At 38.0% G+C, this 23,426-nt stretch carries 19 protein-coding genes; 9 read left to right on the top strand and 10 right to left on the bottom strand.

All coding sequences use genetic code 11. From position 1 onward, the window contains the following. Nucleotides 1-69: 69 nt before the first annotated feature. Nucleotides 70-870: a hypothetical protein gene (locus AAG807_RS11760; protein WP_341903973.1), complete on the bottom strand. Its 801-nt coding sequence runs from the start codon at nucleotides 868-870 to the stop codon at nucleotides 70-72. Between the two features lie 183 nt (nucleotides 871-1,053). Between AAG807_RS11760 and AAG807_RS11755 the strand changes: the two genes are divergently transcribed. The 4 genes from AAG807_RS11755 to AAG807_RS11740 all read left to right on the top strand — a co-directional run bounded on the left by AAG807_RS11755 (nucleotide 1,054) and on the right by AAG807_RS11740 (nucleotide 5,363). Next, on the top strand, nucleotides 1,054-1,692 hold the full coding sequence (locus AAG807_RS11755; RefSeq protein WP_341903971.1) for a hypothetical protein: 639 nt from the start codon (nucleotides 1,054-1,056) through the stop codon (nucleotides 1,690-1,692). 58 nt (nucleotides 1,693-1,750) lie between these two features. Next, nucleotides 1,751-2,287: an RNA polymerase sigma factor gene (locus AAG807_RS11750; protein WP_341903968.1), complete on the top strand. Its 537-nt coding sequence runs from the start codon at nucleotides 1,751-1,753 to the stop codon at nucleotides 2,285-2,287. Then, nucleotides 2,284-3,699, top strand: a complete 1,416-nt coding sequence (locus AAG807_RS11745) for an outer membrane beta-barrel protein (protein ID WP_341903967.1) — start codon at nucleotides 2,284-2,286, stop codon at nucleotides 3,697-3,699. Before AAG807_RS11750 ends, AAG807_RS11745 begins: the two co-directional genes overlap by 4 nt. Before the next feature lie 143 nt (nucleotides 3,700-3,842). Next, a complete protein-coding gene (locus tag AAG807_RS11740; protein WP_341903964.1) occupies nucleotides 3,843-5,363 on the top strand; it encodes a sulfatase-like hydrolase/transferase in 1,521 nt (506 codons plus the stop codon). 85 nt (nucleotides 5,364-5,448) lie between these two features. On the opposite strand, the gene AAG807_RS11735 is transcribed toward AAG807_RS11740, so the two are convergent. Then, nucleotides 5,449-6,234 (bottom strand): hypothetical protein, encoded by a 786-nt coding sequence (locus AAG807_RS11735; RefSeq protein ID WP_341903962.1) that lies wholly within the window; start codon nucleotides 6,232-6,234, stop codon nucleotides 5,449-5,451. 220 nt (nucleotides 6,235-6,454) lie between these two features. Here AAG807_RS11735 and AAG807_RS11730 point away from each other — a divergent pair, with 220 nt between their 5' ends. Continuing rightward, complete coding sequence (locus tag AAG807_RS11730) at nucleotides 6,455-6,886, top strand: hypothetical protein (RefSeq protein ID WP_341903960.1); 432 nt, start codon at nucleotides 6,455-6,457, stop codon at nucleotides 6,884-6,886. Nucleotides 6,887-7,024: 138 nt separating this feature from the next. Next, the gene (locus tag AAG807_RS11725; protein WP_341903957.1) at nucleotides 7,025-8,479 is read left to right on the top strand and encodes a hypothetical protein; all 1,455 of its coding nucleotides are present in this window, start codon (nucleotides 7,025-7,027) and stop codon (nucleotides 8,477-8,479) included. Between the two features lie 67 nt (nucleotides 8,480-8,546). On the opposite strand, the gene AAG807_RS11720 is transcribed toward AAG807_RS11725, so the two are convergent. From AAG807_RS11720 to AAG807_RS11700, 5 genes are all read right to left on the bottom strand, one after another. Further along, on the bottom strand, nucleotides 8,547-10,049 hold the full coding sequence (locus tag AAG807_RS11720; RefSeq protein ID WP_341903955.1) for a hypothetical protein: 1,503 nt from the start codon (nucleotides 10,047-10,049) through the stop codon (nucleotides 8,547-8,549). Nucleotides 10,050-10,304: 255 nt separating this feature from the next. Further along, complete coding sequence (locus tag AAG807_RS11715; RefSeq protein WP_341903952.1) at nucleotides 10,305-10,967, bottom strand: response regulator transcription factor; 663 nt, start codon at nucleotides 10,965-10,967, stop codon at nucleotides 10,305-10,307. 25 nt (nucleotides 10,968-10,992) lie between these two features. Further along, nucleotides 10,993-11,772 carry an ATP-binding protein gene (locus AAG807_RS11710; RefSeq protein WP_341903949.1) on the bottom strand — a complete coding sequence of 260 codons (780 nt, stop codon included), beginning with the start codon at nucleotides 11,770-11,772 and terminating at the stop codon, nucleotides 10,993-10,995. After that, nucleotides 11,769-12,464 carry a hypothetical protein gene (locus AAG807_RS11705; protein WP_341903946.1) on the bottom strand — a complete coding sequence of 232 codons (696 nt, stop codon included), beginning with the start codon at nucleotides 12,462-12,464 and terminating at the stop codon, nucleotides 11,769-11,771. Before AAG807_RS11705 ends, AAG807_RS11710 begins: the two co-directional genes overlap by 4 nt. Nucleotides 12,465-12,500: 36 nt before the next feature. Further along, entirely contained in the window at nucleotides 12,501-13,283 is a 783-nt protein-coding gene (locus AAG807_RS11700; protein WP_341903944.1) for a hypothetical protein, read from the bottom strand. 212 nt (nucleotides 13,284-13,495) lie between these two features. Between AAG807_RS11700 and AAG807_RS11695 the strand changes: the two genes are divergently transcribed. From AAG807_RS11695 to AAG807_RS11685, 3 genes are all read left to right on the top strand, one after another. After that, the gene (locus tag AAG807_RS11695) at nucleotides 13,496-14,281 is read left to right on the top strand and encodes a hypothetical protein (protein ID WP_341903941.1); all 786 of its coding nucleotides are present in this window, start codon (nucleotides 13,496-13,498) and stop codon (nucleotides 14,279-14,281) included. A gap of 334 nt (nucleotides 14,282-14,615) precedes the next feature. Beyond that, nucleotides 14,616-14,999 carry a hypothetical protein gene (locus AAG807_RS11690; RefSeq protein ID WP_341903939.1) on the top strand — a complete coding sequence of 128 codons (384 nt, stop codon included), beginning with the start codon at nucleotides 14,616-14,618 and terminating at the stop codon, nucleotides 14,997-14,999. Continuing rightward, the gene (locus AAG807_RS11685) at nucleotides 14,992-15,933 is read left to right on the top strand and encodes a M48 family metalloprotease (protein ID WP_341903937.1); all 942 of its coding nucleotides are present in this window, start codon (nucleotides 14,992-14,994) and stop codon (nucleotides 15,931-15,933) included. The genes AAG807_RS11690 and AAG807_RS11685 overlap by 8 nt, the downstream gene beginning before the upstream one ends. Before the next feature lie 60 nt (nucleotides 15,934-15,993). On the opposite strand, the gene AAG807_RS11680 is transcribed toward AAG807_RS11685, so the two are convergent. The 3 genes from AAG807_RS11680 to AAG807_RS11670 all read right to left on the bottom strand — a co-directional run bounded on the left by AAG807_RS11680 (nucleotide 15,994) and on the right by AAG807_RS11670 (nucleotide 23,343). After that, nucleotides 15,994-16,479, bottom strand: a complete 486-nt coding sequence (locus tag AAG807_RS11680; RefSeq protein WP_341903934.1) for a hypothetical protein — start codon at nucleotides 16,477-16,479, stop codon at nucleotides 15,994-15,996. A 1,261-nt stretch (nucleotides 16,480-17,740) separates the two neighbouring features. After that, nucleotides 17,741-20,065, bottom strand: coding sequence for a T9SS type A sorting domain-containing protein (locus tag AAG807_RS11675; protein WP_341903933.1), 2,325 nt, complete (start codon nucleotides 20,063-20,065; stop codon nucleotides 17,741-17,743). A 1,058-nt stretch (nucleotides 20,066-21,123) separates the two neighbouring features. Continuing rightward, the gene (locus tag AAG807_RS11670; RefSeq protein WP_341903931.1) at nucleotides 21,124-23,343 is read right to left on the bottom strand and encodes an OmpA family protein; all 2,220 of its coding nucleotides are present in this window, start codon (nucleotides 23,341-23,343) and stop codon (nucleotides 21,124-21,126) included. Between the last annotated feature and the right edge of the window lie 83 nt (nucleotides 23,344-23,426).

Here is a 23,426-nt window from a genome sequence, read left to right as displayed (position 1 = left end):
ATGCCCAAAACAAGTTAAAATTGAGGGAATAATGTGGGAATAATTGCGAATTTCTATCATTCGACTTTTTCACTTTTCGCCTGATAGGTTCTCGTGGTAACCTTCGGTTTTATAATTCCAACTTTTGATCAGATACCAGGTAATTATTTTACGATTATCCATTACCTCCTCTTTTCCGCGAATAAGTTCAAATCTTTTCCGGTTTCCTAATAATGTTACTTGCAACATCTTTTCCCAGCTAAAGTTTTTCACATCGGTAAATACGGTGTAATGAATTTTCTTTTTAGAATTGATTGTCAATACCGTATCATTTCCGGGAAACGCATAATCTAACAATACATCATGTTCCAATCTGGTTTTGTTTACAATCAGGAAATCAATTCGCTCTTCTTTTGGTTGGTCCAACACTTGATTGATCTCCACAACAGGTCTGCGGGGTTTAGCCGTATCCCGAACAGGAACCAAAATCTCTAATTCATAGGGATACTTATCTTCATCGAAAGATAGTTGATTTCCAACCTCATCAAATCGAGTTGTAGAATTGTAATATTGAATTCCACCATCCGGTGCATCGCTGTAGTAGATGCTGTTAACCTGTCCGTTCGGAAAGTAAGTTATTTGAGCCGAAGCATGACCTCCAATTGTTCTCAAACCATGAGAAAACAATTCTTTGCCTTGATTATTGAAGCTTTTGAGATTCCCGAAGCGCTTGTCTTTGTCCCACGTTTCAATGGTGGAAATTGTTCCGTTCTTATGAAAGCACTTTTTCACTGTCGAGCCATCGCTTTGTGCCACCATTTTACAATCCAACTGAGCGAAAAGAGCCGGGGTTTGAACAAGCAGGAATAAAAGAAGGTAGATTGTTTTCATAAATCGGGAAAGACAATTTTAATGCCAAAATTAAAAAAACGCGTGCACCCACTTCACCATTTTCAGCGTCCTATTATCACATGAATCACACATTTCTTCTCTTTTTCAAAAAAAGTTTCACTTTCCGTGCAGCGAAAAGAGGTTTTTGTTCTCTACTAAGAAGAACACCTTAAAATACGCATTATGAAAAGAAAACTTTTAATCCCGATTTTTACCTCTGCTGCGGTAATCTTCTTAGCTATTGCCTGTAAAAAGCAAAATCCAACAGAACCCGTTAATAAGTGCGCAGAAGAAACACCTTGCTCCTTCTGTTTCGGAGAAACACTTGAAATGGGGACAGACAACCTCATCATTGCGACTCCTTACTCACAACAGGTTCCCTTCCTTATAGACGGTCAACAAGTGGGGCCGAGTCCCATTCTAGGCGAAACTCCAACCGGTTTTTACGGGTATCAGGGGGGCGTTTCAATAGCATTCAACAGTGAAAATACACTTGCCTGTGTTTCCAACAAAATCACTTTTGCACACGCCCGTTTTGCAAGCAATACTAACCCTTTCCCATCGTTGGTGAATGTACAGTTTCCCGGAACACCACTGATCTCTACGACTCCCGATTCCTTGAGTTACTTCTTAAGTCCTTACGGGTACACCGTGGAGCACTACTTCCAACCGGGCACGGTCTTCATGTCTCAAATCCCCGGGGAAAGTTTTGCAGGAGTAGTCGATTCGATTATCATCCGCGGACCTGAATTTGAAACCGTAACGATCGGAGCAAACTTGTTTGAATCCGAATTGCGCAGTATGTGTGTTGCACACGAATAAACACCCTAAAAACCCTTAAAGGAAGGGGAATTCACCCTTTCCTTTTTTACCATTCCTTTTGAAATTCAGTTCTATCCATAAGGCCATTGATGTGTTTCGGGATTCTCGTGATCCTGAAGCATTCAATGCTATTTATAAAGCTTTTTCACCTAAACTATATTATGTCTGTCTGCGCTATCTAAAAAACGATGCCGATGCCCAGGATGTGTTACAGGAAACTTTTGTAACTGCTTATCGGAAAATAGAATCATTCAACGGGCAAGGAAGTTTTGAGGGCTGGGTTCGGAGAATTGCAGTGAATAACTGCCTGGCCAAACTTCGAATCGATCAAAAACAATTTGAATCGGAAATATCAGTGGACCAAACACAGATCATTTCCGAAGAGTCTGATTATTTGCAAAAGGAAGAAACAGAAGCCAACCTGTTGCGCGCATTAAAAGAACTTCCGGACGGATACCGCACTATTATCAACCTTTCTATTCTAGAGGATTATTCTCATCGCGAGATAAGTGAACTATTGAATATTACAGAGAGTACTTCCCGATCTCAGCTTGCCAGAGCAAAAGCAGCATTGAAACTTAAACTGGAACAATGATGAAAAACAACGAACATAAACAGTTGAACCAAGTTCTGAAAGATCAATTGTCAGAGGGAACGGCACATGTTCCGGATTTTGTTTGGGACAGAATTGAGGAAGAACTTTTTCCTGAAAAGAAACGCCGCGGATTCTTCTGGTGGCTTTTTGGTGGAATCTGTATGCTATTAATTGCTCTTTTGCTTGGTCTTGCGTTCTCAGGAGAAAAAGCACATTCACAAAATTCCTCTTTTTCGCAACATGCTGCTATAAGTGCGTCAAGAAAAGAAGTGACGATAAAGGTTGAAAACGATGGAGTTGTGGCACTAAAATTCTTTAAAACAAAGGAGGATTCGCAATATAACGTTCCAATAACCAACGGGATTGGAGCTGAAAGGATCGAAAATGGCCGTTTCGTCATCTCAAATCAACCATTTAATCCCAATAACACGCATCGAAAAAACAGAAAATACAATCACACTATACCTCCGAATTCCAACCCTTTAATCCTTCTTTCTACCGGGAATTTGCCTTCTGAAAAAGCAGCGATTGAACATGCGATCACTGGTGCGAATCAACCGATTTTGCCAGTAACTGAAGACCCGATCATTCAGTTAACTCCGGAAAAACAGCAGCAACTGTCGAATAGTGAAGTTGAAACAAAGATGGATCCGATTCTGAAAAAAGATCTGAGCTACGACGAAATTCTGGCAATCATCCAAAGGGACTTTCCGGAAAGTTCACACGAATTGAACGAATCCAAACGGAATTCTCCATTCTCGCTTGGGATTTATGGCGGTCCTTCTTTATATAACGCTGCGGTTTTGAAGGATTATTTCACTTCCGGACAATTAAGTAACCGTTCGTTTGCTTCTTCCGGGTTTGAGCTTGGATTGCAAGGTCGTTTTAAAATTGGCAACCGATTCCAAATTTATGCCGGATTTGCTTTCAACCAAAAGCAAACACAATTCAATTACAACCTGGCGATTACGGAGATGGATTATTTCACCTATGTGGCAAATGGTGAAAAGGTTCCTTTTGAACATATTCGTGACGACGGTGCCAATAGTTGTTTCCTGGCAAAAGATGTACATGTCCACTATCAAACACGATCCATGCTGATCTCGCTGGGAACCAATTTCGAATTCCTGAAAATCGGAAAATTTTCTGCCGCGGCGGATCTTCGTTTGTCCTGCAACGTTTATTCGTCCCTTAGTCTTAAAGAGATTCGTGTGCTCGATATCCAACAGCCCAAATCGGAGAACTTCAGTTATTTCCAACCCGGTGCAGGACTCATTTTTAATTACAAATTAAACGACCGGATTTCTGTAGGATTATCCCCTTTCTTCAGTAAACAATTCTACACAAAAAAATCATTTTTACATCGAATGGATGAATTGGTAATCCCTATAACTTGTTCTTTCCGATTATGAATTGAAGATTAGGGCACTCACGAATGATTTTCAATTCATTGAAAAAATTTTCATTTGTTTTTTGTATCTGCTTTTAATTATCTTTATTCTGCATCGAATAGAACAAATTCGGTGCACCCATTATTCACTGTAAAATAAACCCTATGAATTTCACTGAACGTCTGAGCAGTCTGGCGAAACCGGACATTATTTTGATCATTACCGATCAAGAACGAGCAACCCAACATTTCCCGATAGGTTGGGAACAAGAACATTTAAAAAGTTTAACCTTCTTAAAACAACGCGGATTTAGTTTTGATCGCGCATATTGCAATAGCTGTATGTGTTCTCCAAGTCGTGCTACTTTGTTTACCGGAACTTATCCCGCTCAACACCAAGTCACACAAACATTAACTTTTGGAGGAAACCTTTCTCCTGCAGAAGTGCAATTGGACAATTCGTTACCCAACATGGCTCGCATGCTGATTTCCGATGGATACGATGTGCAATACCGTGGAAAATGGCACATGAGCAAAGGAGAGGGAGAAAATGGATTAACAGCATCCGATGTTGCTCTTTACGGCTTCAAAGGCTGGTTACCCCCTGATGCAGGAGAAGATACAAAACCGGAGAATTTCGGTGGTGGATTTGCGAATCATGACAAGGAATATGTCCAGCAAAGCATTGAGTTTTTGGAACAAGTCAGATACCGACGCTCGAAGGGAGATAATCAACCTTATTGTTTGGTTGTTTCGCTGGTAAATCCGCACGATGTATTGTGTTATCCAAGTGGTTTTGACTACGGTTACAACGACTACTTTCTGGAGGGAGATATTGGGCTACCCAAATCTGTTAGCGAAGATTTATTACTCAATAAAAAACCGATGGCACAAGCCCAAACGGTAGTAACTGCCGCAAGTTTACTTGGACCTTTGCCAACCGATTCGGACAAGACAAAATACATCAATTTCTACGGTAACATGTTAAAATGGGTAGACAAAGAAATTGGTTTTTTCCTGAAAGCACTTTATCTGGAAGACGAACAAGGTTATTCTCTTGCGAATCAAGCCATTGTTATTCGCACTGCAGATCACGGAGAAATGGGAATGGCTCATGGAGGTATGCGTCAAAAAGCCTTTGTTGCTTATGAAGAAGCTTTGCGCGTCCCACTGATCATTTCCAATCCTATCTTATTTCCTGCTGACGAATCGGAATCCCATAAAAACACCTTTCATCTGGCTTCATTGATTGATCTTATGCCTACCATTGCACAATTGACAGGAGCTACTCCACCTTCCGGATTAAAAGGAGTTGATCTCACGCCATTACTTCAGGAAAATGCGCCGGTACAAGAAGCGATTCTCTTTACATACGATGATACCAAAGCGGGATCCAATAGTATTCCTTCCGCTGTAAAGGCAGCAAATCGCCTACGAAGTATCCGAACCGAAGAGTGGAAGTTCAATCACTATTTTGATGCTTTGGGTGCTTATCCCGACGAATACGAATTGTACAATATGAAAACCGATTTAGAGGAAATCACCAATTTGGCTTACGATTCGGAATATGCAGGTATTCGGGCTCAACTGGAAGCTGAACTAAAAGCTTTGGAATATCAAAAATTACTGATCAATCCGAAACAAGCAGCTTTTGGAAAAGTTTATGATCACTTGGGAAACAAGTAAAGAAGAAATATTCATAATGAAAGCAGAAAACCGAGCTCTTTCTAAGGGCCCGGTTTGAATAAATACAAACATTAAATATTTCCTACTACAAATGATTTACAGAAAATCCAAATCTATCAATGCATGGGGGACACAAATGTGAACGATTAGCATGTTTCCCATAAAAATCTCCACCACCGCCCATTTTAGGAGGAGATGATAAGAACATGGAGTGTTTGAAGAAAACACTGGGATTTTTTCTAAACTCGGACATACAATTTGTAAAAACAATCTCATCATTATTATTGTCTCGCATTAATGCATAAATTAATTGAAATGGAAAGAGTTGACTTTCCGAGTCTATACTAGAAATAAACGGCGAAAATGGTTGTGTTATGTCAATAGCACGCTTTATAGTTGTATGATTACTTCTATAATTGTTTCTCCATTCCATTTCTTCATCATGTTCATCCTCTTTTCTGCATTCTACAAATCGTGCACCTGAAAAATAATAAACTTTTCCTTGATCTTTCAATGAATAAATATCAGTTAAAGATATTGGATCATAATCATAAAACTGTAATAAAATCGGTTGAAACAAAGGAATAAACTCAAAAACTCCTGCATTATTCTTACAGGCAAAATGAACCAATAATCCTGCAACACATTCGATATTGGCTAAATGGTTTACTTTACTATATAGAACATCAATTTCTGATTTTGGTATTCTGGCAGCTTCTGGAGGTACTACACTCCCGTCTATTAAAAGCCTGTCTTTAAAAGAAACCTGTCTTCTTTTAGATTCTGGACTACTAACATCATCAGCCTCAAGATTTAAAGAATCTTCATTCAATGCCAGATCTTCTAAATTAATTTGGATATAATTTGCCATACTTAAAAATTTAATTATTTCTTCAAATCTACAAAAACAAAGTTTTGATTATCAGAGTTTTAAATATGGATTAACCCCGTTTATCCCCCCCTGAAAAATCACCCCTTACTTCGTGAAAAATCACCTTTTCTATCTCCCCAATAAAAAAGATGTTTGTGCTATGGGAAGAAGCTGAAAATCCAATAAAAGAGTAGGCATTTATAACAAAAAAGTCATTATCATGTATTCAATTTTAATTATTGAGAAAAACCATTCTAATTGGTTTACAGCAACTGTAGATGGTAAACAAATCTATGATGCGGGAGGGTACGCCCCATGTACTAATGTTTTCGCAGCATTACCCTTACCAAATCCACTAAAAAATGAAATCAACTTTCGGATGGGACCGAATGCAGGTGCGGGTTTTGGACATTGGAAAATTAGTTTCAAACTAGTTGGAGAGCATGGCGATATTTCTCCAATTTTTGATCATTCTGGGATTGATTACCAAATTGGAGCCATGTTGTTTGTTGTTGACAAATCAGCTCCGGATTGGAAAAATTACTGTACCAATCATTTCCTTCTATGGAAATACGAAAACCCAACGCTTTCAGATATTGATTATCCTGGTTGCAATATTTCCAGTAATGAAGATTTAAAGGGATTGATTTAATTCTCCAGAAAAATGAAGAGTATAAATCCTCCTGATTTATACTCTTTTATTCAAGTTTTAGTTAAAACCAAGTAAAAATACCTGCATCCCAGTTCAAATTTTATTCTAACTTAGTTCCAACTTAAAACAACACTATTCATGAAAAAGAACACTTTAACCCTAAGCTTGGGAGGGCTAGCTATTATTGGTTTAGCCATTCTCACCAATTGCACTTCCGGAACGGATGAAAAGGTCGAGAATATCGGCTATTCGAACGGAAGTGACTCGCCAGATTCTCTTTGCTTGGTAAATCCAAGTTGGTTCCCACATGCTCAAACACCTGCTCCTGAAGAAGGAATCGGAAGTCCATTTGACGCCTCCAGTACAACGAATCAAATTTTTCACCAATGGTCCTGGAACAAATTCTTGTGGCTCACCAAACCGGATAAAGGTGGAAATCCCTTATTCCTGAATCAAGGGAAGGTGAGACAAGTCACTTCTCACATGGGATCGATTTCCGTTCCTGGTGGAACATCTGTTGTGCTCCAGGATACGGCACAAGCAGGATTTGCAAGCGCCGTACTACAGACCAATCCGAATTACAACAATGGAACGGGTGCAATGGTTTACTATTCGATTCACATGAATCAAACCATGTATGCTGCGGGACTCCGTTTTGCTTCAAAGCTTAAAAGCGGGAAACTACCGGCAAAGAATGTTGCTTCATTCCCGGTTGGTTCGTTTGAATTGAAAGTAGCCTGGGTTCCCCTTTCAGCAATCCCGGCTTCCAAGCAATCGGATTATTACACGACCACTGCATCGCTTTCCACGAACAACGGAGTTTCTTTTACAAACACGGAAGTTGCCTTAATTGGAATGCATGTGGTTGGAGTAGTTCAAAATCATCCTGAATTCATTTGGGCAACGTTTGAGCACGATGATCTGTCACCTGATTATGATTGGAAGGCCAATTCCGCAAGTTCGGATTCGGAACAACTCTTGTTCAAAAAAGGTACTGTCAGCGGAATTAACGGGGTTGTTTACAATTCTTCCACGATGTTGGGACAAACTCCAAATCAAGTGTTCGACCTTTTCCAATACGGAATTCCCCGCAATCCGAATGGTTCGTTTATGAACACTTCGCAACAGGAACCGGCTGATTTCCAAAATGTCGATGGAATCAACCAATGTGTGAAATCACAATTAAAAGATGTGTGGGCAAATTACTTCTACAACGGATCTATTTGGTTGAACACAGACGGGAAGACTCCATTGCAACAAGCTCAGCTGATCGATAGTTTGTCGGGAGGTATCGGAAACGCATCGCCCGGCAGTTATGCACGCGGTAGTTTGAATTGTGCCAATGTCACGATGGAAACCTTCACTCAGACCTTTGAAACTAATATCAGTCAAATCAATGTAGGAACCCTGGCGAATTGTTTCTCCTGTCACAGTTCCCAGTCGTTCACTGATACGAACAATGTTTCTCCGATTTATCTGAGTCACAGTTTCCAGGGATATCTGCTTGATTCGCAAGGAAACACCTTCAAGAAAACTGAAGCGATCAAATCCAAAGCAGAACAACGTTTGTTGAAAGTCATGCAGAAGAAATAGCTAGACAAAAACAGTAGAGGTGAAAAATTTTTCACCTCTACTGTTTCTAGATTAATCCGTTTTTAAATCACTTAACAATTCCGTTTCCGGGAGCTACTTTCTTGAAGCTCACTTTCTGCACTCCGGAAGTATTACTCACTTTCTCGAAACGGAATACCTCATTGCTCACAACACGTTGGATACAAATATCGATCATGGTTGTTGAATTGGGTTGTAATGCCTTTTCAAAAAGCTCTTTTGAAGCGATTATTTCACACGGAAGGTATCGGATAAATCCATCATCCGGTCTTGGCCGAATAATCAATCCAAGCTTGCTGATCCCCTTCAATTCATCCAGTTTGTATCCATTTACGGTCATCGATTTTCTTCCATGAAGTACATCGTAGTTGAAGAAATAAGTAACGGTGGATTTATTGACCCCATTGCACTGTCTGTCTGCGAAAAAACCGGAGGGTAATCCATTCGGATCGTGGTTTTCTCCAGTGAGGATCAGGTCGAAATCGGTTACTGCATGTCCTTCAGAATCCACCAATCGGAATAAGATCATGGAGTAACGGTCGTGCACAAAGTATTTCTTCCCGAAAAGTCGTTTGTCTTCTTCTACCAACCCTTTTTCCTGAACATTACTGGTCTCTTTTGCAAAATCTGCCGTCACTTTTTTATAATCTGTATCCGTCGCGACTGCTATACAACGGAAGATCGCATTGACAACTTCAGTGCCTAATGGATCTTTTGGATCCTTTTTTGGACTTCGCATAATTCCCATTTCTTCTCCTGAATGCGATTTGTAAGTCACGACTCTGAAAGGAGTTGATGGCGCTTCGGTGAATTCTGAGATTTCCAAATTAGCAGCTTGCCACTTCCCGCCTACCAATTTGGGTGTTTCCTGGGTCAATTTAACATACCGGCTATTCTGATTCGCTGCTGCGACACGCACAACTCCATCGCTTCCAAGTTCTCCTGTGTAGGAATTCAGGTGATCGTACAATTTGCGGTCGATATCTTGCCCGATCAATGAAAATGGGAAAATCCCATTCGGACCGATGTATTTTTGGCCGTTCTGGATCCAATCCTTGTTCAATTTCCATGCTTCACCACTTCCCAGTTCCAGCCAATTGAGCACACGTTGTCCGGGTTCTACCCCATCAAACCACGATTTGATGCGACTCAAACGACTTTTCCCTAATTGAGCAAGTGCCGATCCATGATTTGCAGGAGCAAGCATCACCAAGTGGCTCATCGGACAAGTCTTCTTTTGATCTTTGTAGTAATTATTCCACCAAGTTCTTACAAGCGGTCCACCGGTAGAATGCGTGATACAAGCAAAGCGCTCTCCAGCCGCCAAAGTCGGGATCATTTGTTCCTGTACGGCTTGTTCCATCGCACGGGCGATATCTTCCAAACGCACTTCGTCATTGAAACTGATGTAACGCCCCAGGAAAATGTGTTCGATTTTGAGTTGGTAGCCATAAGTGCCGGCTTCCTGCATGAGACGTAAAGGCATTTCTCCGTAAGTGTCCAGATTCGTGACACTGTATCCATGCACAAATGCAAGAGTTAATGTTTTCATTGTAAATAGTTTAAGGTACTGGTTGAAATTAATGGTTTTTTTTGATTCATTTTATTTGAATACAAAAATAGTGATGGGGGTCGTAAGGGATTTACGATGAAGTGAGATGGCTTCGAAAGGAAAATTCAAGTTTATAAAAACAAATAATCTACTAGAATGCAAATGCCCACTCATTTCTTCACGCAGATTTCGCGGATAACATGAAACATCTTCGAATGTTTAGTTAAGAATCAATCTGACCTGACTTCAAAATCGCTACAACTCATCAAACAACTGATGCTTTAAGACAAATAACACCAATCCTGTTTTTGATTTGATGGCAAACTTATCAAAGATTGTTTCGCGGTAACCATCAACCGTCCGTTCACTTACTTGCATTTGTTCAGCAATCTGTTTGTAGGCATATTCTTCTTCATGACAAACCCATTTGAGGAATTCGCGCTCGCGTGGCGTTAATTGCATCAGGATTTGATCTCGTTCTGAAGGTTTAGCTGCTTGTGTATCCAGTCTCAAGGAAAGGGCTAAAAATTCATTGTGGTAGTAACCGGTTGCCATGATGGAATCCAATGCGCTCTTTAAGCTTTCAGCACTGCAATTTTTCTTTAAAAATCCACGGACTCCATTTCTGAATAGGCGAATAATGGTCTGTTCGTCGCTATCCAAAGTTAAAATGAGAATTACTTGCTCATTTTCCGAATTTTTGATTTTTTCAACCAGTTCGAATCCGCTCATTCCCGGCATGTTCAAATCCACAATTACCAAATCCGGTTTTGGTTGGATGGGTAAGGCATCTAGAAATGCATTTCCTGAATCAAATTGCGCTGTTACAGAGTAAGGACCTAATTTCTCAATGAGTTCTTTCAGTCCATTCCGGACAATTACGTGGTCGTCAATTAGAACAATGTTTCGGTTTTCCATGAATAGTAGCTCGCTATAATGACTACTAATTTGGTGATTTTTTTAGAATATAACTTGTCCCCTCTCCTACTTTTGTTTGAATTTTACATTCCAGTTGAGCCAGGGAAGCTCGTTTTAATATATTCCGAAGTCCGGAAGCTTTATTTTGCTTGAAAACTTCCACATAATCAAATCCTTTCCCATCGTCTTTTACTCGCAATTCAAATCCTTCTGAATTCGATCTCAATCGGATAAATACATTTTTTGCTGCGGAGTGCTTCATCACATTTTGAAGGATTTCCTGAAAGATCCGAAACACCATCAATTCTTCCTCTTTCTTTAGAACAGAAATGGTAGAATCAGCATCCAGATGAACAATAAATGAGTCCCTTCCTCTGTGATTCATACGATTGACTTCCACTTGAATCGAAGAATGCAAACCACTATAAGCCACAAATTCATTGTTTAGCGTTTTACTCAACAATTTCAGTTGCTGAGTCGCCTCATCGAGATAAATTTCCAATGGTTTGTATTCGTCCTTATTATGCGGTCGATCCAATTTTAGACTTTCAATCTCAAAATGAATGGCCGTGAGCTTTTGACCGATGTTATCATGCAATTCATTTGCAAACTGACCCATTACGTGTTCACTGACCTCGGTTTCTACCTGGCGCAATTCCCGCTCAAAAGCCAACTTTGTTTCTATCAGGATTTGTTCCTGGCGCATCCGTTGTCGGCTTGATATGAAAAAAGTGATTGCAATTCCGGCAATCAAGAGCAAAATGAGCAGTGTAGCAGCAACAATACTTAAAATAATATCGTTCATGAGTTTGATTTTTGTTTTTTAGCATTTCGATAAATCATCCCATACGCAAGAGCCAATAAAAGGTATCTGACATTTGCCAGCACACCACTGATTAAGTAGTACAAAAAGGTATTTACCTCCGGGTTTTTTATTTCCAGATAGTGCATCATGGAAACATAGGGTACACTGCAGGCAAAATAAAGCAGGATGCCTAAACATGCCCATTTTTCAGGGGAAGTCCAAAATGGAACATTTCCTCGTTGACCAAATGTGAACAACACCATGGAGAAAACCAAGGTAATGGCTATGCATGCAGCAACATCTGCATAATTGAGATAATCCTCAAATCCCTGATTCCAAACCTGAATTCCAAAAACAATCAAAAAAAAAGAAAATGCTCCGATTGGTAGAACCGTTCGGAGCATTTTCGGGAGTATGAACCATGCTGCAATGAGCAATAATCCTGTTTCAACCATCAAATGTATGTTCATCAGCCACTGATTGTCTATGGGCAACTGATGTGCTTGCTGGTAACTTGTAATCACATGGGAAAATGTATAAAACAAACTCCAGACAATTACTTGAAGCAAGAGAATCTGAAAAAAGCGATCCAACCTGCGAAAGGCAAGAAGTCCAAAAAAAATGGCCAATGAGATACATGAGATTTCCGTAAATAGTGTAAGCATGTCGGTTTCAATGTGATGTGGTGACATGCTAAAGGTAAATTAATTATTGAATCGATCTGAGACTTATATCAATGTAAAACCAAATCTTCCACATGGTGGACATAAGTGAGAACGATTCGCATATTTATTGAAGAAAGGTCCGTTGTTGTTAATTGCAGGTGAAGACATCAACAAGGAGTGCTTCAGCTCGATAGAAGGATCATGCACAAATTCGGTCATGCAATTCTTAAATATAACTTGATCTGCTTGGTTATCATCCATAAGCGTATAGATCAACTGGAACGGAAACAACTGGCTTTCCGTATCAACATTTGTAATAACCGATGAGAATGGTTTGCTCGTATCTTTATTATGGTTAATTGTCGTATACTTTCCATAATCCAATAACCACTGTTGCTCCTCACCATCTATACAAAGTACCAACTCCGATCCCGAAAAGTGATAGTATTTATCACTATGTGTTGTTTCGTATACATACGTCATAGAACATGCATCATATTGTTTCAATGAAAGAAAGACCGGTTGAAACACTGGATGAAAAGTGTGAACTCCGCCATTAATCTTATCGGCAAAGTGGACCAATACACCAGTTATACATTTCTTATTAGTAGCGAGCGGACCTACTTTATCATATAAAAAATCTACATTATCACGTGATAAAATAGCAGCTGTATCCATAACTGTTTTTTTGTTCAGTAATAAATTGGTCTGGAAGTAATTTAATCTGCGAATAGCTTCGACACTATCAACATCATCTGTTTCCAGATTTAATGCATCTTCCTTCATAAAATTCGGACTAACTCGTTTCATTAACGTTTCTAAATCAATTGGTAATACTTTGTACATAATATAAAGTTTAAAGTTTCGAATCAAAACTCCATATTAAATCACTGAAAAACAATTTTTTAAGTCGTGATTTCACACAAAACGGGCACGGGAAAAATCCCCGGGTTATTTGGGGAAAGGGCTCTTTTATTAGAACAAATAAACCAAGAGATTTGAAACGGAGGAACCCAAAAATCCATGAAAAGAGTCGGGAGAATTAATAGCTACTATTTATGAAAAAACCAATGACCCCTCGTAGGGAACACGAATTGATCATTAATTACATGTCATTTCGGAAAATGCTCGGATTTATGGGAATCGGGCTTCCAATCGTATTAATTATATGTTCCATTGTATGGAATAACGGACATATTGAATCATCCATCAGCAACTATTATTACACCCGTTTAAGAGATGTGTTTGTTGTGACACTCTGTGCAATGTCCTTGTTCCTCTTAACTTACAAAGGAAGCGACGAAACAGATCGGTGGATCACTAATTTGGCAGGAATTTTCGGTTTGATCACGGCCTTTATTCCAACAAGCTTTAAACACGATATTGTTTTACCCAATTATCAAATTGTGTCAAAAACACCTCCGTATCCGGGTTTGACTATGGAAGCGCTTGATAAGTTTGAACTCCTAAAAGGAACCTCCCCACACAAAATTATTCCCGGTGACAGCACAGATTTAATGGGTATGGTTCATTTGGTAAGCGCCGCTTTATTTTTCCTGTTTCTTGGTTACATGTCTTATTTTCAATTTTCCAAACCCAAAACAACTCCCCGAAAATTGAAACAGAACTTGTTTAAAGCATGCGGTCTTATCATTTTTATCACAATCCTCGCTTTAATTCCTTGTTCCCTGAACCGATTTGAACCTTTTTACGCTAAATACAAACTCATATTTATAGGTGAAACTATTTGCTTATTTGCTTTCGGATTATCCTGGTTAATCAAGGGTCAATTGATTTTGAAAGATCGGCCTATAAACCAATTAGTAGATCAATCTGGTAATTAGATTAGCATAACTCGGTTAAATTTAGTAACTTATTTTCATGGAATACATTTTGAAAAACATTCTAAATCCGGCATTCCGGGCAAAATTGAAACGCGTGATCACACGGCTGGGAATTGCTCTCTTACTCCTTCTAATACTAGGAGGAGCTTAGAGAAGCAGAATCCGATTTAATGAAAGACCGCCAAATCTTGACGGTCTTTCTGATACTCTCCCATTCAAAAAAGGTGCTGGTTGTACTTTTTTTGAAAAAACTGACAAAATATACGGTGTTTTCTTTTTAAAAATTAAATTTAGTCGTTACTGGAAAACAAACTATTCACTAAACTAAAACGTTATGTCACAATCAATTAAAGATTTGTGTTTGAAAATCGCTACCACTTATAAGTTGGATGGTCATCAAAACCTGGAAATGTATTTCGATTTTATACCGGATGACATTCGATCAATTGATGAACTTGAAGCATTTAAAGGGTATAATGAGTTCAGCAGTTCCGATGTAAAAAACATTGTAGAATCATTTGCTTTACTGCTAGGATCGATCACTACTTTTTTCACACTAAAACAAGCATTGAAAAAAAAGGAAACAAATGTTCATTCTGATATGATAAAAAGTTCATGGAAAAACAGGTTATTAGCGGAAGGAATGAGTGCTGATAAAGCAGAAGCGATTGTTTCATCATTTTCAGAAGACTTACAAAAATTGCTTGGCCATGATTGATGAAAAGAAGTACCTGGCTTCTATTCTGAAACATCAAAGACAAGCCAAAGCACCAAAAAGATGGCTATGGGTCATTTTCCTTTTTTATTTTGTATCGATCGCATTATCTGGCATTAGCATTTTCTTTTTGCATATGGCAATGAGTGAGCTTACATATTCTCCCGAGCCCTTAGATCCATATTACAATCAATTATCTGCGTTATATTTCAATCTTTTTCTATTGATCGGGCTTGGTCTGTTCGTAATCGTCAGATATAGACAAATTGTGGATTATGCGCGATATTTCATTTCGAGACATGAACATCTTCTTAAAGAAGCTAAAAATGTACTCTCTATATATCCGATTTTAGTTGAATTAGCTTCAAAATTAAATGTGTCGCCGGATATTTTAATCTTACCAACCCCCAGCAAGACTATTTTTCCAAGTCTTGAGAGGTATCGTCAAAAGGAAGTATTGATTCTGCCTGTAGGTTTTGTATATTTCCAATTTAAGAATCCGGAGCAGGGACGTTTTATTTTGGCACATGAATTATCACACATCCGCCAAAAGGATCTTCAGCTATTTCGGCAGGCTGAAGCTTATGGAAAGATTCTTCTGCCTTTGATCTTAGCCATCCAGGTTTTGTCTCTTATTCTTAAGGCCTTTTTTCTTGGCAATGATCTTATGATAATACACAAAGCTTCCGATCTATTAATTTCTTTTGGCAGTGAAGCGCTAACAATTATATGTGTTCTTGTAGCCGCTATAGAAGTCCGTAGAGTAAGATTAAATTCTGAAGAACTGGCAGATCGGGGTGCAGCTCTTGCTGTTGGTGCGGAACCAGGAATATCTTTGTTTGAGTATCTGGGGGAAAGTAATCCCTCTGATGACAAAACACATCCCTCGCCTGATGAAAGAATAAAACTACTTTCTAAATTTTTGATAGGTAATTGAATGTAATACCTAGTGTGTTACCAAGCATTACATTCAATGAAAAGTAAATGTGACTAATTACTACAACGACTGAACAGTTTCCACCGCTTCACACATAGGCGTCACCTGCTCAATAGTCAAAGGACTAACACGCTTGTCGTAAAAACGGTAAAGCTGTCCGCCGATCTCAATATATGTTTCGAAATGCACCATCTCACGACCCATCATTGTTTCCTTGAAAATTACGGAATGAGCTTTCGTTGAAAGAAGCTTTTTATCCGGATTTGCAGCAATCTCTGCTTTGGCTTTTTCCAGGGTCATGTCGTATGCCGACTCTACAGAGATGACGAAATTGGTTCCGTTGGAAATGTAGTAACTGTACGTTTCTTCGATGGCTTTCACACCTGTTGGAACGATCATCGTGGCGTTGATCTCAATAGCAGCAAGGCTAATACGTTCCTTTCCGGCAGGAACAGCCGTTGTTGAAGTTGTTGTTCCGTTCTGTGCCGAAACGAAGGTGGTGCAACCCAAAGTTGCAACGATTGCTAATGCAATGGCATTGTTCATGGTTCTGTGATTTTAGTATACAAAGATAAGCTCTGGGAGTTAATACCGTGTTAAGCCGGAAAATAGTTTTGTTTTAAAGGAGGAATATCCGATATAGATTTTGTTGCAAGTGGCAGAGTATAAAATGTAAATGACAAAAACGAATAGGGATTTCCATAAAAGCAAAATCATTTTGAACTCAAACTTACTTGCTATTTTCTGATCCGGCAAACTCCCGAAAAATAAAACGGCACAGAGGCGGGAACCCAACCTCTATGCCATTTTCCACTACATTTTCACCACTTAAAAATCCATGTCATATCTCATAATTAATGAATTTCACACTACACAGGGGGGTGATTTTCCCTGTTCTACGCAAGAGCTGTAGTAGATTATAAAAACGAATATCATTAATCATTATTTGCTCTCAAATATATAAATTAAACCATTAGGTTGCAAACCCAATGGTTGTTTACTTAATGGTTGTTTGCTTTTTGGTTGGTTTACTGTTGCTTTGTAACTATATGGACAAAATAAAAGTGATAACTAATAGTCAATTAATTATTGATCAGGAACTTACAGAGCTAGGTCGGAGAATAAGAGCTCTTCGGATTTCCAAGGGTTATAAGAGCGCGGAGAAGTTTGCCTTGGACCATAACTTGTCACGTGTTCATTACGGTCGATGGGAAGCAGGAAAAAAAAACATTACATACAAAAGCTTACTAATATTGGCTCGGGCACACGGAATGACTTTATCGGAATTTTTAGCTGCTGAAATCTAAACGAATTTACGGAATATTTTATTCTGAAAAAAAGTATTTGTTTCACTAACCTGCTAAAAACCATTTGGATAAACCTAGTTTTTTGATAAAGCTTCTTAATCCGGAATGCTTTACTGGTTTTCCACGTCCAAACGTTTGAATAGCAATTTCTAAAAAAGGTTGCCAAAACACGCTATCGTTCTCCATTCTCGCTCTGAGAAAAAGCGTTGCAGGAATGCCTGTGAGAGCGAGACTAGCCGGAAAGAAAAAAGCGTAACCACTTTCGTAATGACGCTTTTTTCTTTGTAGTGGGGAAATGACCGTTATCGAACAATCAACTAGCCGAAGACACCAATATAAATTTACTTTAGCATCGCAATCAGCATGTCTCAACCAGAAATTACGTTACTATCATGATCTATAGAGTTTATACGAATGAATCCCCGGGAGTCTCTGTGCTCGAATAAGTGTGCTGAGTATTGCAGAGAATGTGCTATAGAATACTTCCCTCTGCTGCTGATTTATTTTACAACATTGATAAGGCTTGTTTTTGTTATTTTTCCTGAGGTGATCTTAAAGGTATAGATACCCTCACTCATGTCTGTTGTTGATACCTGTATCATATGCTCACCTTTAGATATAAGCTCGTTAGTACAAAATGTTTTAATTAGTTTACCTGCTGCATCAAAAACAGTGATCGTATAGGTATTATCACTCGCACTGATAAGTTTTATATTTACTTCCGTATTAGCTGGGTTAGGATACAGTACGACAAAATCTTCTTCAAGCTGTTCCGTAATAGAAACATCTTGAGATGGTCTTTGATTAATCGCGTCTACATATAAATACGTCCAATTACTCGAACTGCTGCATGGATTGCTTAAAGTTACGGTTAGTTTGTAGTATTTTCCAGATGAGAACATCGCATTGGTGTACGAGAAATATCCGCTATAACCAATGTAAGAAAGTGGATTGGAAACGCTACAACTTCCAAATCCAGGATTTATACCCCATACAGAAGAAGGCACACAATAATTATTCAGATTTTCGTAAGTAAAAGTAGAGATGTTGTTCACTGTTTTGGTTTGCTCAAATACCGTGCTCACGGGGCTGCCACTACTGGTGTATTCTTCCACTTTAACTTTCATTTCCGTAATGTTCCCACTGCTACCGCTTACCCTGAATCCTAGGGAAGATGAACCAACGTTGCGGGGCGAAGATATGTTTTGAGATGTAGATAAATATGTTTGAGGATTTGTGTAATCATATACCTGTAGGTTAATAGCCGGTGAAACTCCCTGTAGCACATTAAAAATTCCATAGGTCGATGTAATCGTGCCGCACGCATTTTTTACGTAAACAAATACCTTGTAAACCCCGGTAGTATTACCCAAATTCTTCCCGGCCGCATCGGTCAATGTTCTTAAATCGAGATTCGCGGGCACCGATCCCGCAGTCCAGGCACCATAATAGAGAACATAGTCAGAGTAAGGATAATTGTTTATATAATAAGCGTCACAATCGCTATCCACATACAAAATATCGATCTTATATTGCGTTGGATTGCTATTATTATAAGTTGCGTTAAGAGAAATGGGAAGGCAATTGTAATAACTGTTTGGTATTCCTGATTCGTTACAAAACTGCATGGTATTCCCATTTACCGTTATTTGATTAATGGTAGCATAGGCCTCAATATTGAGATTACTATAATCCTGTCCGTCCAGTTGATCTGGTAAAGTGTAAACGCCTAAATAAGTATGTCTGGAATCAAAATTAACGGTTTGTGATGTGATCACACCTGAACCAAGGTCCAACTCGGCCAATTTATGTGTATTCGAGGACCCCGGAACCATTCCATAAATCTTGCCGTTTTTTGCATATTCCAAAAAGGTCGAGCTCCAATCCAAGGTACTTGAAATGGATGTTTGGATTGGGCTAGTACTGGCAATATCAATTTTCTTAAATACATTTGAAACACTTGTGCCACCGGCAACATATAATACTGGATTAGATATGGAATTATCAAATTCAAGACCTTTAACAGCTGTCAGTGAATAGGTTTGTAACGAGGAAGAAACATAGGTTTGAAAATTGGAGCCTGTAAGTTTTAACACAAATACTTTGTTACTGGATGGTCTGCTCCATGCTAAATAATCTCCTCCGTGGGACAATTCCAATTCAGTAGCTTCAGTATCATAGCTGCTCAAGGGTAAACTTCCAATTGATGTTCCAGCTGAAATCCCCGATGAGCTAATGACATAGTGGTTTATAATACTATTTCCTGATACCGGATCATAGCCTGCTGCATATAAATAGTAAGTCGCTGTTGCACCGCTTCCATTCATTTTTCCACAGGCCAGTGTCATGATATCCGATGCGGAGATACCGCCAAGATTAAAAGGTGAACCTGCATTATAAATTACTACCGGATTTGTTCCGCTGCAATCTACCTTTACGTATGCTCCTATTGCATTACCAATTGGGTTATCTATACTATAAATAACATAGTATTTTTTGCACTCGCCCGGAATAGGAACTATGACAACTTCACCTCCAATATGACCATAGTAACTTGTGAAAAGATCGCCAATACTCGTTCCGTTTTTTTTGTATACCCGTTCATCTTGTACATAAAACAATAGATTCCCTATTGGATCATAAGCACCATTGGCAACCTTGAATGTTCCGCTTGAGGGAGCCCCTGAATACAATGCAGATCCAAAGGGTGTCCCAGACATACTGTATTTGTAAGGAGGAGTTGTCCAATAATTCATTTGCGAAAAGGCCTGTATTGTCATAAACACAGATGCAATTAATAGAAATGTTAGGTTTTTGGTTTTCATAACTTTTTAAGTTTTAAGTTGTATTTAAGTTGAATTTTAATTCTGGGTTGGAGGTCTTTCGATCATTTTATCTTTTTAATTTCCAATGAACAGGTGATGCTTCCCACTTTGAATCATAAATTCCGGATGCTTTACTCATCTAAACTTAAAGTATTTAATTTATCAACATATTATGCTATAATTAAGTTTGTGTACACGATGTTTTGCTACGTATAAACTCCTTCTTCAATAGGCCTTTAATCGGTTATCGGAATGAAATCTATCGATTAAATCGGAGGTATATCCGATATAGATTTTGTTGTAAGTGGCAGAGTATAAAACGTAGGTAACAAACATGAAAAGCTATTTTCTACAAAACAAAAAAGGTTGCCAAAACACGCTCTCATTCTCTTCTCTCGCTCTGAGAAAAAGCGTTGCAGAATGCCTGTGAGAGCGAGACTAGCCGGAAAGAAAAAAGCGTAACCACTTTCGTAATGACGCTTTTTTCTTTGTAGCGGGTACACGTTCCGATTTCTATCGGGACGAACATCCGTCCGGCAGCTAACGGTTATGAGCCCACGAATAAAAATGTATTTATCTGTTTTTCAAAGGCTTGTGTTTTGAAATTGACGGCATTTGAGCGCAAAATGAGGCATTTTGGTACAAGGGGTTTTGATCTATCTTCGTAATAGTCAAATTACCTGACAATTCATTTGGATATAATATAACCAGATGAAAAAGAGTCTTGTTTCCCCAGATTCTTTAATAATCGTATGTTTTTAACACTTTACGAAATTTCGTAGTGCTTTTCTAAGAAAGTTTTAGACCTAGCTGGGCTGGATTACATTTTGTTTATTGTCCAAATCAAACAACGGAACTCAAAAGATTCTGATTCAGCTGAGAAATGGTTTAAAACAAGGTTCTCAATAAAGCTGTAAAACAAGTTAAGAGTACTCACAGTTATTTGGGCTGAACTTGCAACAAAAAACCGGACAAAAAGTTAAGCTACATTTTTGAATTGCCAATCAACTGCATTTCCATAAGTTAGATTTAGTTGAGAACTAATTATTCAAACTTTTTTATTTAACAATAATAAACTCTGTACGTCGATTTAATTGATGCAACTTCTCTTTTTCTTCCCAAGAAACTTTTGCTTCTATCTCCTTATTTGATATTTTCAATTTAGTCTCACCAAAACCTCTTCCAGTTATACGGCTTCTATCAATCCCCTGAGAAATGATATAGTTAACCGATGATTGCGCTCTTTTTTCTGAAAGTGATAAATTTTCAGCATTCTTTCCTCGCGCATCTGTGTGTGAACCTAAAGCAATCTTAATCTCTGGATTATCCTTCATGATTTTGACTATTTTATCTAATTCAATTGCTGCATCTGGACGAATGTTCCACCTTCTATAATCAAAATAAATTGGATTGATTTGTTTCCCCAAATCTGTTACTCCAATCACAATTTTTTCCAAACCAATTTCAACAGGAATTACACTTAACTTATCCAACGTATCCTCTCTTATATATGTTTGAGCTATGTATCCGTTTTTTCTTATTCTAAAAGAATAGGATATTACATCCTTGAATTTATTAGGAACAACATCACTCAGATAGGTCGTATTCATTGAATTAAAATTCACATTTAAAACAGATTTACTTTTCATTTCTATGAGATTAATATCTACTTCAGATATCAATTCATCTGTTTTTTGGTCTTTTACTTTAATTAGATAACGGTAATCTAATATTGGCATTAGAGCAAAGTTTTTTGTATACTCTTTGACATCTTCCGTTATTGATAAAGAATCTAATGTTTCGTAAAAACCATTTCTTTGCACTCTATAATAAATCTTATTCAAAGTAGTTGGTACTTGAAATTCATAGGTGCCATCAAACCTTGTAATTATCGAGTCTAATTCCTCGTTTTCAGAATTCAAAATATAAACAGTTGCACTATCCAACTCTTTTAATGTTACTAAATCAGTAATTAGACCTTTCAACACAATATGATCCAGCAATGGTTCATCCATACGAAAACCGTAAAAATCATCTCCACCTTTTCCATTTAATCGATTAGAAGAAAAAAATCCATAATTGAGCATTTCATCCATCACTACTGAAAAATCATCTCTTTCACTATTTATTGAGTTACCAACATTCTTTATTCCCGAAATACTATAATTTTCATCAAACTGACAATAGTAAATATCCAAACCTCCAAAGCCTCCTAAACCTTCTGATGAAAAAAATAACAACTTATTTTTTTCATCAAAATAAGGAAATACTTCATCTTTTGTAGTATTAATAGACTTACCTAAATTCTCTGGTTCCCCGATTGGATTTCCATTCTGATCCATTCTTACAAAATACAAATCCATCCCTCCAAATCCGCCTGAACGATCTGAACTAAAATACAAACGAGAACCGTCTCGTGAGATGGTAGGATGGGCATTTGAATAATCATTTGAGTTAAACGATAATTCCTCTATTTCCTGAAATTTATTATCAATGACTTTAGCCTTATATATCTTAAGTCTCATCGTTTTATTCGTATCATATCCCTTTTTACCATTTATATAATTGTTTCTTGTAAAATAGATATAATTGGTAGTAGAATTGTATGAAACAGGACCATCGTGGTATTTACTCTGGATTCGGTTTTTCATACGTTTATCCGGTGATAAAAATAAATTGCTGGTATCAATCGTTGAATAATAAATATCATAAAAATACTCGTTCGTTCGAGCGTCTACCTTATTTGCCAACAATTTGCTTCGTTTTGAACTGGAATAAAAGGCATTACCGGCATCTATAAACGACAAACCTATTTCAGAATACTCAGAATTGATGCTTTGTTGTGTTTGAATCGTTGCTTTTTTATTGATTGCTTTATTATCAAAATTCAAAATATTTTCTACAACATCGCAGCTACCATGCTTATTAATATATTCTTGAGCTAGTAACTTAGAAAGGTCATACCTACCAAATTTCCTTTCCAGGAGCATCAATTCTATCAGGTCCTTCTGACTAATCTTTGAATGATAATAAAGCGACCGATACCAATCTAAGGCCTTCGAATCATTTGATGACTTTAAATATGAATGAGCAATTTTCTCCGCAATATCCATGGAATCAACTCCCCTTGCCAATACATCTTCATATGCTTCAAATGCATCAAAATAGGCACCTTGCTCATATAACTTATCGGCATATTCCAATCTCCTTGATTGTCCTAGCGCTTTGCTAAAATTAATAACTAAAACTAGTACAATTAGCAATTTTAAAATTTTCATATTTGGGTTCTTAAATATCTGTTTGATTAAAAAATTGAGAGGTTAGGATCTAAATAATCAGCAACATCTATTTCAATATTGAA

Source organism: Fluviicola taffensis DSM 16823 (assembly GCF_943372375.1).
GTDB classification, from domain to species: domain Bacteria; phylum Bacteroidota; class Bacteroidia; order Flavobacteriales_D; family Crocinitomicaceae; genus Fluviicola; species Fluviicola taffensis_A.
Note: the sequence above shows the minus strand (reverse complement) of the source record. Positions and strands in the feature narration are given on the sequence as shown.